Source organism: Sorangium sp. So ce1504 (assembly GCF_051521635.1).
GTDB lineage: Bacteria > Myxococcota_A > Polyangia > Polyangiales > Polyangiaceae > Sorangium > Sorangium cellulosum_B.
In genome coordinates this window covers 4,912,459-4,928,472 of the sequence record NZ_CP150365.1, presented here as the reverse complement: position 1 = coordinate 4,928,472, position 16,014 = coordinate 4,912,459, and the positions used below count along the sequence as shown (strand labels likewise).

Annotated in this window: 15 protein-coding genes; 8 read left to right on the top strand and 7 right to left on the bottom strand. The window is 71.8% G+C overall.

What is annotated here, in order from left to right:
* Positions 1-161 precede the first annotated feature (161 nt).
* The 3 genes from WMF39_RS18535 to WMF39_RS18525 are packed head-to-tail and all read right to left on the bottom strand — an operon-like array spanning position 162 to position 3,006.
* Positions 162-734, bottom strand: a complete 573-nt coding sequence (locus WMF39_RS18535; RefSeq protein WP_437746816.1) for a hypothetical protein — start codon at positions 732-734, stop codon at positions 162-164.
* A gap of 2 nt (positions 735-736) precedes the next feature.
* Positions 737-2,086 (bottom strand): hypothetical protein, encoded by a 1,350-nt coding sequence (locus tag WMF39_RS18530; RefSeq protein WP_437747995.1) that lies wholly within the window; start codon positions 2,084-2,086, stop codon positions 737-739.
* 5 nt (positions 2,087-2,091) lie between these two features.
* Positions 2,092-3,006, bottom strand: coding sequence for a hypothetical protein (locus WMF39_RS18525; RefSeq protein ID WP_437746815.1), 915 nt, complete (start codon positions 3,004-3,006; stop codon positions 2,092-2,094).
* A 159-nt stretch (positions 3,007-3,165) separates the two neighbouring features.
* On the opposite strand from WMF39_RS18525, the gene WMF39_RS18520 reads away from it, so the two are divergent.
* Both WMF39_RS18520 and WMF39_RS18515 read left to right on the top strand, forming a co-directional pair.
* Positions 3,166-4,017, top strand: coding sequence for a DUF350 domain-containing protein (locus tag WMF39_RS18520; protein WP_437746814.1), 852 nt, complete (start codon positions 3,166-3,168; stop codon positions 4,015-4,017).
* Positions 4,014-5,258 carry a glutathionylspermidine synthase family protein gene (locus tag WMF39_RS18515; RefSeq protein ID WP_437746813.1) on the top strand — a complete coding sequence of 415 codons (1,245 nt, stop codon included), beginning with the start codon at positions 4,014-4,016 and terminating at the stop codon, positions 5,256-5,258. Before WMF39_RS18520 ends, WMF39_RS18515 begins: the two co-directional genes overlap by 4 nt.
* A gap of 33 nt (positions 5,259-5,291) precedes the next feature.
* On the opposite strand, the gene WMF39_RS18510 is transcribed toward WMF39_RS18515, so the two are convergent.
* Positions 5,292-5,861: an SgcJ/EcaC family oxidoreductase gene (locus tag WMF39_RS18510; protein WP_437746812.1), complete on the bottom strand. Its 570-nt coding sequence runs from the start codon at positions 5,859-5,861 to the stop codon at positions 5,292-5,294.
* 353 nt (positions 5,862-6,214) lie between these two features.
* On the opposite strand from WMF39_RS18510, the gene WMF39_RS18505 reads away from it, so the two are divergent.
* The gene (locus WMF39_RS18505; RefSeq protein ID WP_437746811.1) at positions 6,215-6,955 is read left to right on the top strand and encodes a hypothetical protein; all 741 of its coding nucleotides are present in this window, start codon (positions 6,215-6,217) and stop codon (positions 6,953-6,955) included.
* Here the strand turns inward: WMF39_RS18505 and WMF39_RS18500 are convergent, their stop codons facing one another.
* Entirely contained in the window at positions 6,956-8,620 is a 1,665-nt protein-coding gene (locus WMF39_RS18500; protein ID WP_437746810.1) for an NTP transferase domain-containing protein, read from the bottom strand.
* A 231-nt stretch (positions 8,621-8,851) separates the two neighbouring features.
* Between WMF39_RS18500 and WMF39_RS18495 the strand changes: the two genes are divergently transcribed.
* From WMF39_RS18495 to WMF39_RS18480, 4 genes are read left to right on the top strand one after another with little or no spacing between them, the layout of a single operon-like run.
* The gene (locus WMF39_RS18495; RefSeq protein WP_437746809.1) at positions 8,852-9,313 is read left to right on the top strand and encodes a (2Fe-2S)-binding protein; all 462 of its coding nucleotides are present in this window, start codon (positions 8,852-8,854) and stop codon (positions 9,311-9,313) included.
* Positions 9,310-11,445 carry a molybdopterin cofactor-binding domain-containing protein gene (locus WMF39_RS18490; RefSeq protein ID WP_437746808.1) on the top strand — a complete coding sequence of 712 codons (2,136 nt, stop codon included), beginning with the start codon at positions 9,310-9,312 and terminating at the stop codon, positions 11,443-11,445. The genes WMF39_RS18495 and WMF39_RS18490 overlap by 4 nt, the downstream gene beginning before the upstream one ends.
* Before the next feature lie 9 nt (positions 11,446-11,454).
* Positions 11,455-12,048, top strand: coding sequence for a hypothetical protein (locus WMF39_RS18485; RefSeq protein WP_437746807.1), 594 nt, complete (start codon positions 11,455-11,457; stop codon positions 12,046-12,048).
* Positions 12,049-12,100: 52 nt separating this feature from the next.
* Positions 12,101-12,874, top strand: a complete 774-nt coding sequence (locus WMF39_RS18480) for a hypothetical protein (RefSeq protein ID WP_437746806.1) — start codon at positions 12,101-12,103, stop codon at positions 12,872-12,874.
* 128 nt (positions 12,875-13,002) lie between these two features.
* Here WMF39_RS18480 and WMF39_RS18475 read toward each other — a convergent pair whose 3' ends face one another.
* Positions 13,003-13,638, bottom strand: a complete 636-nt coding sequence (locus tag WMF39_RS18475) for a hypothetical protein (protein ID WP_437746805.1) — start codon at positions 13,636-13,638, stop codon at positions 13,003-13,005.
* 192 nt (positions 13,639-13,830) lie between these two features.
* Positions 13,831-14,595, bottom strand: a complete 765-nt coding sequence (locus tag WMF39_RS18470) for a zinc-dependent peptidase (RefSeq protein WP_437746804.1) — start codon at positions 14,593-14,595, stop codon at positions 13,831-13,833.
* Between the two features lie 334 nt (positions 14,596-14,929).
* Here WMF39_RS18470 and WMF39_RS18465 point away from each other — a divergent pair, with 334 nt between their 5' ends.
* The gene (locus tag WMF39_RS18465) at positions 14,930-15,970 is read left to right on the top strand and encodes an AraC family transcriptional regulator (protein ID WP_437746803.1); all 1,041 of its coding nucleotides are present in this window, start codon (positions 14,930-14,932) and stop codon (positions 15,968-15,970) included.
* Positions 15,971-16,014: the final 44 nt, after the last annotated feature.

Sequence of the window (16,014 nt, the reverse complement as noted above, 5' to 3'; positions counted from 1 at the left end):
GCGATGGGGATGTGTAGCCGGTTGGCGCCGATGGACGCGCCGTCCGCGCGACGGACGACGATGCCGATGGGGAAGTGCTCGAATATCTCGCGATACGGAAGGCGAAACCAGAGATCCGGGTCGACGCTCCCGCGCTCCCTTTCGAGCAGTGCTACACAGTGTCACACGATCTTCCGCAGGTAGTGGAACTTGGGATCCGTCAGATCGTCGGCCGTCAGCGCCCAGCCCTCGTCCCGCGGGATCAGGTAGATGACATCCGACTTCACGCTGGCGAAGCTCACGTGGCCGAGGTTCTGGAGGATGTGGCCAAACACGTCGCGGCGCCACAGGCGGTCCTTGGGGATGTCGCAGACCGTGCGGAGCATCCGATCCGTGGGTGAGCCCTGGATCAGCAGGAACGCCATCGTGAAGGTCAGGTAGCGGGGCTGGCCGCGGTACGGGTCCGGCGTCCCCGACGGCCCCTTGCGCGCGCCCTCCTCCGTGATCATGCCGCGGGACCACATGCCGTAATCGTTGAGCGCCCGGGAGTCGTCGTCGAAGTAGTCCCAGCACCCCTTCTCGAGGGCGTGCAGGTTGGACAGCAGCGCCATCTGCGCGCGGCGGTACTGGTACCACTTGTATTGCAGGCTCATCTTCTCGAACTGGACCTGGACGGCCTCGTGCAGCGTGCGCTGCAGCGTGCTCCCGGGGTCCATGCGCGCACACACCTCCATCGCGAAGATCGAGTGCTCCACGGTCAGCCTCCGTATCCGCCCGAAGCCCGGTTCCACGAGCCGCTCCGGCTGAGGGCCGCGCCGAGGATCACGCCGGTGCCGAGCGCCACGACGACTGGCACCGTCCCGAAGCCGTCCGGGCTCGGCGACACCCCGCTCGACGCGGTGCCGCTCGAGAACGGCGTCGCGCGCTGCGTCGGCACGTACAATTTGCCGGGCCTCGGCGCGCTCGGCTCGACGGGCGCCGGGCGAGGGGGCGGCCCCCACGGATAGTCGATCCAGAACCAGCCGTGCGACGCGGCGCGGCCGCCATAGTAGTAGGGAGGCCAGTCCTCGGTGTCGTTCGCGGGCTTCGGCTCCGCCGGATCGGCGGCAAAGACGCTCGCGGCCATCAACCCGACATCGAGCCGGCGCGACCGGAACGCAACGAGGTCGTCGTTGAGGTCGTCGGACTCGGTCGTGTCCCTCTCCGTGGGCACCACGACCAGCACATGGCGAACCCCTCGGTCCCAGAGCGCCTCGGCGGACGGCAGCCTCGCGACATGCCGGTTGTCGAACTGCGTCGCGTCGTCCGAATAGGGCGAGAGCCGCTGTCGATCGAGGACGAACATCGTCGCGCGGGGGCCGGGATGAGACCGGGCGAAGAGCGGCTGGTAGTACGCCGCCGAGGCGAGCGTCAGGTGCGCCTTGACGACGCCCCGCGGATGCGGCCAGTTGTCGAACGTGAACACCGGGTCGAACGCCTCCGCCGCACCGGCGGCGAAGGCCACCGACTCGGGGCCGTCGAGATCCACGATGACCGCGATGTCGCGGCGGAGGCCGCTGTCCGTCCGGGCGGCGAGGAGCAGCGACGCGAGCGCCTTGCCGCTCCGGTAGGCGCGGTCCATCGCCGCAGTGAAGATCGGCCGGAGCACATCGCCGAGCGGCGTGATGGGCGCCGGATCCCCCCCGGCGACGAGCGTGGGCACCGCCGACGGCGACTCGAACAGCGCGGGCACGTAGTAAGCGCGCGCGCCCTCGTCCGCCGGCCTGAGGTCGGTGGACATCCTCGCGAGCGCGGCCCGGTCGAACGGCTTCTTCGACTCACCGTCGAACGTCACGCTCTCCTGCGCGGCGCCGAAGCTCCAGCCGAACGTCCGCTGCATGTCGAGCGCGCGTTTCCGCTGCACCGCGGTCTCATCGTCCGAGCACCCGTCCGCGGCCACGGCGATCGCGGCCGCCACGCCGACGAGCCCGACAGCGCCGAGCGCGGCCAGGATCGCGTTCCGCCGCGACGCGTCCTTCGGCGCGTCGGCCAGACCCTTGTGCCACCAGCGCGCCCCGACGATCCCGGGCTTGTCGAGCACCTCGGCGCGCTCGAACGGCTCGTCCATCTGGCTCACGCTGCGGCCTCCCCGGCGCCCTGCGGCGCGCGCTCGGCCTGCGCCGGCGGCGCGGGCGGCGCGACACCGGCCGCCCTGGCGTGGTCGCGCCGGAGCGCCTCGATGAACTCCGGCGTGAAGGTGCCGTCGATGCGCACCGAGTACCTGAAGTACGGGTCCGCCTCGACGCCGTGGTAATCGTGATCGTTGAACCAGTAGGCCCGGCCGGCGACCGCCGTCTTCCGCCGCGCCCGCTCGTCCCACAGGAACAGGCGCTTGTTGCCCGCGGGACAGAGCGTGATGAAGTGGTCGGGCTCGCTGTCCGGCGCCCTCCCCTCCCCGTCGTGGTGCACCGTGCCGTGATCGTTGGCCTCGAGACCCATGATGTTGCAGCGCCCTATCGACGCGAACGGCAGGCGCTTCACGTAGGCGATCGTCCTCGGGAAGAACGACCGCGCCAGGCGGGTGAAGTCCTTGCCTTCACTCCGGCTCTTGTCGCTCCAATAGCGGTTCGGGATGAGCTCGACATAGACCTTCCAGGGGAAGTACACCCCATGGCGGAACTTGAGCCACAGCATCTGCCGTCGGGAGAGCGGGATCTCGCGCTCCTCGCCGAACTCGAGCGCGGCGCGCGCGGTGCTTTCGATCGACGAAGGGTCGTCCGAGAGGCGCTGGAACGTGGCGAACTCCTCGTCGCCGAGGCCGCGGATCACCTCGCCGTAGTCGGCGAACGCCTCGCCGAGGCGCGACGGCGGCATGATGCCCATCGCGCGGTGGCTGCCGCCGGTGTAATCGATCGGCACCTGCGTGAGCCCGAGGCAGATCTCCTCGTGGATCTCGTCGAGCGGGGCGAGGTCGAGGTACGGCTCGAGATCGATATAGGGTCGCGCGAAGATGCCCTGGATGCCGGAGTCACAAGGAGGTTCGACCATGGGTCCGCCGCCGGAGCCGGGGCGTCACAGCCCGGCAGGCCTACCCATATCACAAAGCCCGGGGCGCCCCGCAAACCCCGAAGCCCGCCTGCGCCTCGCGGCGGCGTGACGCGAGGCTTGGGCTTGTGAGGGCGCGGCGCGTTCTGTAGCGTGCGTCCCATGGATCTGTCCTACGTCATGGGGTTCGGGCTGGGCACCACGCTCGCTCTGCTCGCCCTGCTGCGCATCGGGCAGAGGGTCTTCTCACCCACGCACACGGTCGCCCGCGATCTCACGGAGAGCAACGCCGCCCGCCGGCTGCTCACGGTGGGCCAGGTCCTCGCGGTGTTCCTCGTCGCCGCAAACGCCGTGAAGAACTGCCTCGAGGGGGAGGGCTTCGCGCGCGACCTCCTCTGGGTGAGCGCGTTCGCCGTCGTGGGCCTGCTCCTCGTGCTCGCGACCGGCCAGCTCGGGATCCGCCTTCTGCTCAGGGCGCGGCTCCCGGCCGAGATCGAGCGCGGCAACGCGGCCGCGGGGCTCGCGGCGGGCGCGCACTACGTGGCGACCGGGCTCATCACCTCGCGCGCGATCGCGGGCAAGGATCTCGGCGATCTCGCGATCTCCCTCGGCTTCTTCGTCCTCGCGCAGATCACGCTGCACGTGTTCATCTCGCTCTTCCGGGCGCTCACCACGTACGATGACGCCGAGCAGATCCAGGGAGAGAACCTCGCCGCCGCGCTGAGCTACGCCGGCGCCTCGATCGCCGTGGCGATCATCATCGCGCGGGCGCTGGAGGGCGACTTCGAGGGTCTCTTCATCTCGCTGAAGGGCTATGGCGGGGTGCTGCTCTATCTGTTCGCCCTCTACCCTGTGCGGCAGCTCCTCGTGCAGAGCGTGCTGCTCGGCGCGCCGCTCGCGCTGCGCGGCGGCCGCCTCGACGCGGGCATCGCGGCCGACCGCAACGAGGGGCTCGGCGCGCTCGAGGCGACGACCTACCTCGCGACCTCGATCGCCATCGCGCGCCTCCTATGACCTCCGCTGACCGCGCCTACGACGCCTTCGCCGCGAAGATCGTCGACACGGGCATCATCACCGACCCCTGGTTCGACGGGGCCCCGCGCTTCCGCGAGGAGCCGGTGTTCGTCACCGCCGCCGAGCAGCGCGCCCTGTACCGCGCCGCCGAGGAGGTCGCGGCGGTCTACAACGAGCTTTGCCTGATCGTCGCGGACGAGCCGTCGCTGCTCGACGACTTCTTCTGTCTGACGCCCTGTCAGAAGGCGATGTGGCTCTCGTCACAGCCGCTGTGGCACGGCATCGCGCGCGCCGACGTCTTCCTGACGGACGAGGGCCCGGCGATCGCCGAGCTGAACTGCGACACGCCGACGGGCGAGGCGGAGGCGGTCGTGCTGAGCGCGCTCGCTGCGCCGGATCACCCGGGCGCGCGCGACCCCAACGGCGAGCTCGGCGCCCGGTTCTGCGCGATGGTGGACGAGGTCGCCCGCGCGCTCCTCGGCGAGGCCGCGACGCGGCGCCTCGGCTTCGTTTATCCGACGGAGTTCACCGAGGACCTCTCGGTCATCCGCCTCTACCAGCGCTGGCTCACGGAGCGCGGGTATTCCGTGCTCCTCGGCTCGCCGTACAACCTCGGCCACGACGATCGCGGCCTGTCGCTCTTCGACGTCCCCTTCTCGGTCCTCTTGCGCCATTACAAGACGGACTGGTGGGGAGAGCGCTCGAGCGTGTGGACCGACGAGCAGATCCCCGACGCCGAGCCGCTCGCCGGCCCGCTCGGCGCCGTGCTGTCCGCCTCGGCCGACGGGCGCGCCGCGATCCTGAACCCGCTCGGCGCCGTGCTGCCGCAGAACAAGCGCTCGATGGCGTTCATGTGGGAGCACCTCCATCGCTTCTCGCCGCACGCGCAGTCGGTGATCCAGCGTCACGTCCCGGTGACGTCGCGGCTGGAGACGGTGCACCCCGAGCTGCTCCTCGCGCAGCGCGAGGAGTGGGTCCTGAAGAGCGATTACGGCGCCGAGGGAGAAGAGGTGATCCTCGGGCGCCACACCCCCGACGAGGTCTGGCGCGCGTCCCTGGCCAAGGCCCGGGAGGGGCGGTGGATCGCGCAGCGGTACTTCTCCGCCCTGGAGAACGCGCGGCGCGAATCGGTCAACTACGGCATCTACCTGATCGCCGGCGAGGCGTGCGGCATCTACGCGCGCGTCCAGGCCGGGATGACGGACGTGGCCGCGCTGAGCGCGCCGGCGCTTGTGCGGTAGGCGCGTTCGCCGGGCGGACACGCCCGCGGGCGGCTACTGGGCGGGTCGGGCCGGGGCATCCATGGCGCGCACAGCGCGGAATGCGTCGGCCGTTGCCTGCGTGTTCTGCGTCGTCACGATCTGGAGCCGGTCCCCCGCGCGCCGCGCCACGTGCACCAGGATACCCTGCATGTCGGGCACGGGCTGGCCATCCGGGGTGACGACGCCCGTCAGCTCCCATGCCCAGCGGACGACCGCGAGATCCGGCGCGACGAAGCGTGTCTCGACACGCACGCTGGCGAGGCGGCTCTTTGCAAAGACGCTCTTGTGAATGCCGACGTGATTCGCCCGGATCTCCTCCCGCCCATGCCACCACATCCCGAAGATGTTCACGAAATCGGCGTCCTCCGCTTGAAGCGCGGCGAACGCACCCATGTCGTGCCGGTTCCAGGCGTCGTTGAAGGCGGCGACGAGCTGCTCCCCCAGCGCCGCCTGCTCGCGGGCGTCGGGCGCCACCGCCGCAATGGCCGGCGCTGGCGCCGCCGGCGCGACGGGCGGGGGCGTCGCGGGGGCGCACGCGAGGACCAGGAGCGGCAGCGCAGCCAGGGCGAGGGCTCTATGCATGCGACGCCACTTACTGCGAACCGGCGCGGGACGTCAACCGGCGCGCTCGATCCTGGCCGCGGGTCAACCCGCTGTCCTCGCGGGCGGTAGAGCTGCCTCGATCACGTGGAACAGGCGTTGACCCGCTCGCACCGTCATCGAGGATCAGCGCTCGGCCGGATCGCCCCGGTTGCCAGCGGAGCCGCGGATAGGTACGTTTGGTTGTCCGCTGGGTCCGCTCCGCGCACTGCCCAGGATGCCTAAGGAACCCGCCCCAGGTTGGCATTCCCACGACCGGGGCGCGACGACCCGGCGACCCAGGTTGACGGATGAGGAGAGAGATGCATCGATTTGTCTTCAGAACGTGCGGATACATGGCCACGATATGCTTGCTCACGCTCGTGGCTTGCGGTGACGACGAGGCCCCCGACGACACGTCGACATCGGGGAGCGGGGGCGCCGGCGCTTCAGGCTCGGCGGCCTCGACAGGCTCGGGCGGCACGGGCGGGTCAGGTGAGGGAGGCGCGGGCGGCGGCGCGACGGGCTGTCCCGAGCTCGTTGGCCGCGTCCCCATGCCGGAGCTCGGGCCGTGGATGTATGGGCCTCACCCCGGACCGTGCGCCCAGACGGACACGGAGACGGACACGGGACAGGCGATATCGTTCGTTTACGAGTACGATGGCCAGCGTCTCGTCGGAGCGGTCGAGACGCTGGGCAGCGAAACCCACACACACACCTTCGACTACGAGGGCGAGCGCATGGTCCGCATGACCCGGACCGGCGCGGCCGACACCCGTGTCCTCGAAATCGACTACAACGACGACGCGCGGGCGATCACCTATGGTAACGACGACTACTTCGTTCGATACGATCGCGACGACCAGGGGCGCCCCGCTCAGCTGACGTTCGACCGCTTTTCGGATGATCTGCCGACCATCACGACGGAGATCGTCTACGAGGGTTGTCGTCTCCTCCGCCGGGAGCAGGGGGTGAGCCCGCTCGACGGCGCGCCCAGCCCATCGATCCCGGCCTTCGCCTACGTCTTCGACGGCGATCTGCTGGTCGAGCGCCTCGGGGACACGCTGCACACCGTTTACGACTACAGCTGCTGGTGATCAGCTCGGCGGGTTCGCCGGCGCGTGGCCGCCGAGCGCGCGCACGTCGTCGGCCGTATCGACGTCGATCGCCCCGCCCGCCCAGTCGATCGCCGCGACGTCCTCGACGCGCAGCAGGCGGCCGGCGCCCTGGTCGCCCTGGAGGCGCGAGAGCGCGTCCCAGCGAGATCGGTCGAACACCGCCGGCGCGCCCGCGACGCCGCTGAACCGCGACGCGGCGATCGGCGCGCCCGCGAGCCAGGCGTCCCGCAGCGCGGTGAGGTGCTCGACCGTGAGTAGGGGCTGGTCCGCGAGCGCGATCAGGAGCGCGTCGGCCTTCGAGGCCTCCGCCCACCAGACCGCGGCGCGGACCGAGGAGGCGATGCCCTCTTCCCAGCCATCGTTCGCGATGTGCGCGACCTCCAGATCGCCGAGAGCGCGCGCGACCGCGCCGGCATTGGCGCCGAGCACGACGCCGACCGGCCCGGAACGCGCCTCGACGCACGTGGCCGCCACGCGCCGGACGAGCGGCGCGCCGTCGAGCTCGACGAGCTGCTTGGGGCGACCGAGGCGACGTGAGCCGCCGGCGGCGAGCACGACCAGCGCCACGCGCGCGTGCAGAGGCCGGGCGCGGGCGCGGAGCTTCCCCCCCTGCGCCCGGCGCGCGACGGCCTGGAGCTCGCCCACGATCGAGAGCGCGATCTGCTCGGGCGTCTCGGCGCCGAGATCGAGGCCGATCGGCGCGTGGATCCGCGGATCGTCGCCGGGGTGGCCGATCTCGGCGAGGAGATCGCGCGTGCGGCGCGCGGGCCCGAGCACGCCGATGTAGCGAGCGCGCGACGCGAGGGCGACGGCGAGCGCGTCGCGATCCGGCGTGACCTGATGGTGCATGATCACGACGTACGGCTCGGCCGCGGCGTCGATGAGCGCGCGGAGGCGATCCGCCGCGCCGCCGGTCGAGACGACGCGATCCGCGGCGCGGAACCGGGACGCCTGGCGGATCGTGGGACCGGCGACCGTGACCCGGAACCCGACCGACGTCGCGAGCGTGACGATGGACACCGCGTCGTGCCCACCCCCGAGCACGAAGAGCTGCGGCGACGGCGCGATCTTCTCGACGAGCACGGAGATCCCCAGCCCGTCGAGCTCCACGACGCCGGCCGGCCCCCGCGCCGCGGCCTCGATCGCGGAGCGCGCGGCCGGATCGGTCACCGGATGCGCGAGCGCGCACGGCGGACCGAACGCGAGGCGCGCGCCGACCCGGACCGCGCCGGCCGTCGAGCGGATCACCGTGGCCAGCGTGCCGGCGGTCTCCTCCGCGAAGCAGGCGGCGGCGAACGCGAGCGCGTCGTGGGTCGCTCCGGCGGCGACGTGCTCGAGCAGGACATCGACGACGCCGTTGCAGCCGAGCCCCACCCCCCACGTCTCTCCGTCTTCGGTGGTCGAGTCGTAAGTGACCACCACGGCGCCATCGCGGCACCGGTGCTCTCCGCGGAGCATCACGTCGCCCTCGAGGCAGCCGCCGCTCACACACCCGGATACCCAGCGATCGCCGGCGACCAGCATCCGCGCGCCCGGACGCCGGTACGACGACCCCGACACCCGCACGACCGTCGCGAGGAGAAACGGTGACCGCTCTGCCACCAATGTCGCCGCTTCGCGCACGATCCGCTCGAGCTCGTTCATGCGCTCGGCATCATTCACCCTTCGTGACGCGCCCGCCAGGGTGTTCGTCGTCGCTGGTGACGCTGGTGACGCAGGTGACTACCGATCACCCTCCTCACCGCTCGGTCGGTCGCGGTCGGGGGTGCGAGCGTGACAGAGCGCCGGCGAGCCGCGGGCCGATGTTGAAGAAATGATAAGAACATGTGCAGTCGCTTGACGGCGCGTCAGCCCAAAAGTATGAGCTGAACGGCCATGAAGCTCGATGTCAACGGCGTTGTTCGTGACGTGGATGCCAGTCCGGAGATGCCCCTGCTCTGGGTGCTCCGTGATCTGCTGGGATTGACCGGCACAAAATACGGCTGTGGCATGGCCCAGTGCGGCGCCTGCACGGTCCACCTCGACGGCAAACCCGCGCGATCGTGCGTCCTGCCGGTGTCCAGCGTCGGGGCGCGCAAGGTGACGACGATCGAGGGCCTGTCGCCCGACGGGTCGCACGCGGTGCAGCAGGCGTGGGCGCAGGCCGACGTCGTCCAGTGCGGCTACTGCCAGTCCGGGCAGATCATGACCGCGGTCGCCTTGCTCGAACAGAAGCCCGATCCGAGCGACGCCGACATCGATGCCGCGCTGTCCGGCAACGTGTGTCGCTGCGGGACGTACGTTCGTGTACGCGAAGCGGTGATTCTCGCGTCGAGGCTCAAGCGAGGTGGCAAGTGACCGTCTCCCGGCGTGACTTCTTGCAAGCGGCCGCGGGCTCGGCGGCCGGGCTCCTGATCAGCTTCTACGTCCCGCAGGGGGTCCGCGCCGCGCCGAAGGCGGCGCAGCCGCCGCCGCTCTCGCCGAACGCGTTCGTCCGCGTCGGCACCGACGAGTCCGTGACCGTGGTGCTCGCGCACTCCGAGATGGGCCAGGGCATCTGGACCGGGCTCGCGATGCTGATCGCCGAGGAGCTCGAGTGCGACTGGTCGAAGGTGCGGTCGGAGCACGCGCCGGCCGCGCCGGTCTACGGCCATCCGGTGTTGCAGTTCCAGATGACCGGGGGGTCGTCGACGACGAACAGCGAGTTCGAGCGGTACCGCACCGTCGGCGCGATGGCGAGGGACATGCTGCTGCGCGCGGCGGCCGCCCGGTGGAAGGTCTCGCCCGCGGCGTGCACCGCCGCGAACGGCGTCGTCACCCACGGCAAGGACAAGCTGACCTATGGCCAGCTCGCCGAGGAGGCGATGAAACTGGCCCCGCCGGCGAAGGTGAAGCTGAAGGACCCCAAGGACTGGAAGCTGATCGGCACCCTCGTGCGCCGCATCGACACGCCGGAAAAAGTCACGGGCAAGGCGCAGTTCGGGCTCGACGTGCACTTCCCCGGGCTCCGCACCGCCGTGGTGCTGCGCCCGCCGGCGTTCGGCGCCAAGCTCGTCAAGTTCGACCCGGCCGACGCCCTCAAGGTGCCCGGCGTCGAGAAGGTCGTCCCCACCGCAAACGGCGTCGCCGTCGTCGCCGCGCATTTCTGGGCCGCCAAGCTCGGGCGCGACGCGCTCCGCGCCGAGTGGGCGCAGCCCGAGGGAGGCGGGGCCGACAGCGCCAAGCTGCTCGCCGAGTTCCACGCGAAGGCGCGGACGCCCGGCGCCGTCGCCGCCAACGTCGGCAAGGTGGAAGAGGCGCTCGCCGCCGCCAAATCCCGGCTCGAGGCGGAGTACGACGTGCCCTACCTGGCGCACGCGCCGATGGAGCCGCTCAACTGCACGGTCAAGATCGACGGCGATCGCTGCGAGATCTGGACCGGCACGCAGTTCCAGACCGGCGACCAGATGGCCGCGGCGAAGATCCTCGGCACGACGCCCGACAAGGTCCAGATCCACACGACGTTCCTCGGCGGCGGCTTCGGGCGGCGCGCCAGCCCCGTGGCGGATTTCGTCGGGGAGGCCGTGATCGTCGCGAAGGCCGCCGGCGTGCCGGTGAAGGTCGTGTGGACGCGCGAGGACGACATGCGCGGCGGCTTTTACCGCCCCGCCTACGTCCACCGGATCCAGGTCGGCGTCGACGCGCGCGGCCTGCCGTCGGCGTGGGATCACGTGGTCGTGGGCCAGTCGATCGTCGCCGGCACGCCGCTCGAGTCGTTCGTCACGAGGAACGGCGTCGACTCCACCTCGGTGGAAGGGATCGCCGAGTCGCCCTATATCGAGCGGACGCCCGCGCTCCGCGTGTCGCTGCACTCGCCGAGGACGCCGGTCACCGTGCTGTGGTGGCGCTCGGTCGGCAACACCCACACGGCCTTCGCGGTGGAGAGCATGGTGGACGAGCTGGCGCACGCCGCAGGGCAGGATCCGCTCGCGTACCGCCTCGAGCTGCTCAAGGACAAGCCGCGGCACGCGAACGCGCTGAAGGTCGCCGCCGAGAAGGCCGGCTGGGGCACCGCGCCCGCGCCGGGACGGGCGCGGGGGCTCGCGATGCACGAGTCGTTCGGATCCATCATCGCCGAGGTGGCCGAGGTCTCGATCGAGAAGGGGCGCATCCGCGTCCACTCGGTCACCTGCAGCGTCGATTGCGGTACGGCGGTGAACCCGCTCGGCATCGAGGCGCAGATCCAGGGCAGCGTCGCCTTCGGCCTCACGGCCGCGCTCTACGGCAAGATCAACATCGCCGAGGGGAAGGTCCAGGAGAGCAACTTCCACGACTATCCCATGCTCCGGATGTTCGACATGCCGCGCATCGCCGTCCATCTCATCCCGAGCAAGGCCAAGATGGGCGGCATCGGGGAGCCCGCCACCGCGCCGATCGCGCCTGCCGTGGCGAACGCAGTGTTCGCGCTGACCAAGCAGCGGCTGCGCTCCCTTCCGTTTCGCCTCGCCTAGGAACTGACCATGATCCGATCCTCTCTTGTCCTCGCCTCTCTCCTCGCCGCGTGCGGGGGACAGACGCCCGGGGTCTCGCCCGCGCCCTCGCCGTCGCCGGTCAGCCGCGAGACCGCCCTCGCCGCGTTCGAGACCGTGCGCGGCGTCCTCCAGCACCCGCGCTGCCAGAACTGTCACCCCGCCGGCGACGTGCCGCTCCAGGGCGATGAGGGCCGCCTGCACACGCAGTTCGTGCTCCGCGGACCCACGGGCCACGGTATGCCAGGCGCGGAGTGCACGACGTGCCACGGGCCGACCAACCCGCCGAACAGCTTTGGCATGCACGTGCCGCCGGGCGTCTCGAAGGGCTGGCACATGCCGCCGCCCGAGATGCCGATGGTGTTCGTCGGTGTCGCCCCGGGCGCCCTGTGCGAGCAGATCAAGGATCCGAAGCGCAATGGCGGCAAGGACATGACGGCGTTGCGCGTCCACCTCGAGGATCCCCTCGTGACCTGGGGCTGGAATCCTGGCGCTGGCCGCACGCCCATTCCGACGCCGTACGCCGAGTTCGTCGCTGCATGGGAGACCTGGGCCCGCGCCGGCGCGCCCTGCCCTGGTGGATGATCGACGGTCACGCGCTTCGCCGTCGGGCAGCGCCTGCTCTATGATGCGGCGCATGGGGTCGTCTCCCGCTTCGACATCGGGTCCGTGTCGGAGCGCCGGCGGCGCGTGGCCGGCTCTCCTGCGGCTCCTCCTGCTCGCCGCGCTCGGCGGATGCAGCGTCGAGGAGCGCCGCTTCGTCGACCGGGGCGGTGGCGGCGGCGCTGGCGGAACGGATGGCGCGGGCGAGACGAGCAGCAACGCCACATCGAGCAGCGACGCCACGTCGACCAGCGACGCCGCCTCGAGCACCGGTTCCGGCGGCAGCTGCACGGGGCCATCGGACTGCCCTGCCCCGCCAGAGCCCTGCCAGGTCCCGGCGTGCGTCGCCGGAAAGTGCGGCACGGCGCCGCTGCCGGAAGGGACCGAGATCGCGCCAAAGACGGGCGACTGCCAGCGCCTCCTCTGCGATGGGCGCGGCGCGCAGGTCGCCGTCGCCGCCGATGAGCCGGAGGATGATCACAACCCGTGCACGTCGGACACCTGCGTGGGGACGACGCCCAAGCACGCGCCGCAGCCAGGGTCCTGCCCCACGGGACGCTGCGACGACGCGGGCAACTGCGTGCCGACCGAGTGCTCGCGGGACGCCGAGTGCGGCACCTCGACGGAATGCATCCGATTCACCTGCAATGACGGCCTCTGCGCGGCGCAGCCCGCGCCAGCAGGCAGCTTGTGCAACTCCCTGCAAGATCAGTGCGACGGCGCCGGCAGGTGCATCGACTGCGTGAACAGCGGCGGGTGCGGCGAATGCTGCACCTGCTCCGCAGCTGGCGTGTGCGTCCCGGCATAAGGCGCTCCTGAAGGCCGCGCCCCGGCCCAGATCAGCGTCGGCGGCGGCGCCTGTCTCGGTCCATCCTCGGCGGCCGGAGGACACGCGCTGAGCCTTGGCCCTGACGCCTCTGCCGACGAGAGCGGGCGTCAGTCGACGCTGACGCTGGTCACGGCGGTCCAGTCGTTGCGGCCGTCGGCCGAGACGAAGTGGAAGCGGAGCGTGTCCTCGTGGCGAGCGGTCGAGACGACGGCCGCGCAGGCGCCGACGAAGTCGTCCTCGCGGCAGGTGTCGCGGAGATCGCCGCCGTCGTCGAGCACACCGACGCGGACCGGGGCCGCGTTCTCCCGCAGGTACGGGGCAGCGATGAGCTCGGCCGGGGCCAGCGGTGCGGGGACGGGCGCGTCGAGGTCCCAGAGGCGAAGGTGCTTTGCGTCGGTGAGGTGGGCGTAGAGCCGCTCGACTTCCTTGCCGGCGTCCTCCTCGACGGCGAGGGCGAGAAGCAGGACGCGGTCGTCCTCGCGGGCGCGAGCGCGGGCCTTGAACGAGAGCGGCGCGCGCAGCGTGACGACGGCGGGGAAGCGGCCCTCCGGCGGACGGAAGCGGACCAGGGTGCGGCCCAGCGGACGAGGAAGCGTGAGCCCCGCCGGACCGCTCGGGTCATGGGGAAAGAGGAGGTACGCGGCGAGGAGGAGGACAGGCTCTGGCGCGCCGCGGAGGAGGCCGTCGTGGCCGGAGGCGAGCTCGAGGGCGGTGATGTCGAGGCGAAGGCGGAACGAGCGCACGCGCCTCGCGTGCGGCGCGGCGACCGCAGGCGACGCGGGAGACGCCGTGCGAGGAGCGGAGGACGCGCCGCCCTTGCGAGACCTGCCTTTGCGCTTTCGGGCCATCGGGGGAGCCGGGAGATACCACGACCGGCGGCGCTCGGGCGATCGGCCCGCGCGCGGCGACGGCGGCGCCGACGGCGGGCGGCGCCGCTACCGGCCGGCCGTGTCCTGGCAGTAGAACGCCTTCAGCTGCTCGTAGAGCTCCGGGTGCTTCGCCCTGAGCTTCCGTGGCTTCTCGAAGAAGGCCTCGGTGACGACGGCGAAGAACTCGGCCGGGTTCGTCGCGCCGTACGGGTCGATGACCGTGCGCTTGAGGCTCGCCTCGTCGCGGAGGAGGCGCTCGTACTCGCGGCCGAGGATGCGCGCCCACGCCGCGTACATCGAGCGCTCGGGCAGCTCGGGCGCGCCGTCGGCGGGGCCTTCCTCCTGGTCGAGCTGGTGCGCGAACTCGTGGAGCACGAGGTTGTGACCGTCGCTCATGTCCGCCGCGCCCGCGAGCACGCCGTCCCACGCGAGCACGACCGACCCCCGCGACCACGACTCTCCGAGCCGCGCGTGATCGCCCTCGACGACGACGCCTCCCTCCCGCACCTCCCGGCCGCGGGCCACGTAGGTGCTCGGGTAAACGAGGACGACCTCGAGCTCAGGGTAGTAGTCGGTCTCGCGGTGCAAGAGGAGGAGGCACGCCTGCGCCGCCACCGTGACCCGGATCTCGTCGGTGATCTCCAGGCCGCCGCACCCCTCGAACGGCTTCTCGTCCAGAAAGACCTGGATATGCCCGAGGAGCTCCTGCTGGTCCTCGGCCGCAAGGCGGCCGAAGCAGGGCACGTTCCGGTCGAGGATCTCGCGCCACGCGGGCGGAAAGGGCTCACGGCGGACGGCGTCGCGCCTCCGCTTCCTGAGAAAGGCCAGCATCGACGACCACCTTACCCGCTCGCGTGGCGCTGTCGGAAGGGCGGTGAGCGGTATTCGCGGAGTGCTCATGCCGCAACACCGGATCGCCACTGACTGCCGCCATGGGAGCAATCCGAGCCCGCTCACCTTCATGGGTGATCGTCGCCGCCGGCCGGTTCAGGCGCTGGGAGCTATCGACGCGAGCGTCGAGCCGGACAGAGCGCAAGCTACGGCCGGCCGTGGCGTTCGGACGCGGAGGCGCTCGGCCCCCCCTGGGCCGGCCGCTCTCCGTGCGAGCCTGCCCGGAACGCCGCTTGACGCCGCCGCCCCTCGCAGAAACCCTGGCTCCTCCTCCGTGACCCCGCGCCCCGCGACCCAGCCGGCCACGGTCTTCGCGCAGGCGCTCGGCATCGCGGTCGTGACCGCCTCGCAGCGCGACGGCATCGCGCCGGCCGAGGTGTGTGCGCGGGTCGGCGTCGACCCCGCGGTGCTCGGCCGCCCCGACGCGCGGGTGACGCACGACGAGCTCTGCCGCGCGTGGGCCGCGTTCTCGGCTGCGGACGAGTCGTTCGGCCTGCGCGCCGCGGTGCTCGTCGACGCCGCGCCTCAGTCGCTCGTCGAGTACACGTTCGCGAGCGCGGGCGACGTGCGCGGCGCGGTGCGGGCGTTCCTGCGCTTCCAGCGGCTCATCCACGACGCCGCCGCGCACACGTTCGAGGAGGGGCCGGCCCACGTGACGTTCCGCTTCGCGCTCGCGCCCGGCCACACGGCCCCGAGCGCGGTGTGGGACTACCTCGCGGCGACCACCGTCCTGCGCTTCCGGCGCGCCGCGACGCCGCCCCGCGAGCCCACGGTCGTCCGCCTCGTGCGCCCGCCGCCCGCGGACGGCGCGCTCGCGCGCAGCGTCTTCCGCGCGCCCATCCGCTACGGCGAGCCGCGCGCCGAGGTCGAGTACCCAAGGGCGCTCCTCGACGCGCGGATGAGCACCACCGACCCGATGCTCTACGCGCTCCTCGCCCAGCAGCTCGAGCGCGCGCTCGGCCTGCCCGCGGGCGAGCACCGCGTGCTGCCGCGCGCCGAGGAGGACGTGCTCGCGCGCGTGCGGCGCGAGCTGCGCACGGCGATCCCGCAGGGCGAGGCCACGCTCGACCACGTCGCGCGCGCCGTCGGCCAGAGCGCGCGCAGCCTCCAGCGCCGGCTGTCCGAGCGCGGGACGAGCTTCCAGGCGATCGTCGACGAAGCGCGGCGCGCGATGGCCGAGGAGCTCCTCGCGGCGCACCGCGCGACCGTGACCGAGGCGGCGTTCGCGGTCGGGTTCACCGACGTCGCCGCGTTCACCCGCGCGTTCAAGCGCTGGAACGGCGTGCCGCCCGGCGCGTGGTCCCGCCGCCGCTGAGTTGCTCCGGCGTGGGCGCGGCGTCGAGCGACCCCCGGCGGCGC

Excerpts from the sequence above, each read along its gene's own strand:
- WMF39_RS18495 (WP_437746809.1), top strand. The coding sequence starts at position 8,852 with ATGAAGCTCGATGTCAACGGCGTTGTTCGTGACGTGGATGCCAGTCCG.
- WMF39_RS18480 (WP_437746806.1), top strand. The coding sequence starts at position 12,101 with ATGGGGTCGTCTCCCGCTTCGACATCGGGTCCGTGTCGGAGCGCCGGC.
- WMF39_RS18485 (WP_437746807.1), top strand. The coding sequence starts at position 11,455 with ATGATCCGATCCTCTCTTGTCCTCGCCTCTCTCCTCGCCGCGTGCGGG.
- WMF39_RS18505 (WP_437746811.1), top strand. The coding sequence starts at position 6,215 with ATGGCCACGATATGCTTGCTCACGCTCGTGGCTTGCGGTGACGACGAG.
- WMF39_RS18515 (WP_437746813.1), top strand. The coding sequence starts at position 4,014 with ATGACCTCCGCTGACCGCGCCTACGACGCCTTCGCCGCGAAGATCGTC.
- WMF39_RS18525 (WP_437746815.1), bottom strand. The coding sequence starts at position 3,006 with ATGGTCGAACCTCCTTGTGACTCCGGCATCCAGGGCATCTTCGCGCGA.
- WMF39_RS18510 (WP_437746812.1), bottom strand. The coding sequence starts at position 5,861 with ATGCATAGAGCCCTCGCCCTGGCTGCGCTGCCGCTCCTGGTCCTCGCG.
- WMF39_RS18470 (WP_437746804.1), bottom strand. The coding sequence starts at position 14,595 with ATGCTGGCCTTTCTCAGGAAGCGGAGGCGCGACGCCGTCCGCCGTGAG.
- WMF39_RS18520 (WP_437746814.1), top strand. The coding sequence starts at position 3,166 with ATGGATCTGTCCTACGTCATGGGGTTCGGGCTGGGCACCACGCTCGCT.
- WMF39_RS18530 (WP_437747995.1), bottom strand. The coding sequence starts at position 2,086 with ATGGACGAGCCGTTCGAGCGCGCCGAGGTGCTCGACAAGCCCGGGATC.
- WMF39_RS18500 (WP_437746810.1), bottom strand. The coding sequence starts at position 8,620 with ATGAACGAGCTCGAGCGGATCGTGCGCGAAGCGGCGACATTGGTGGCA.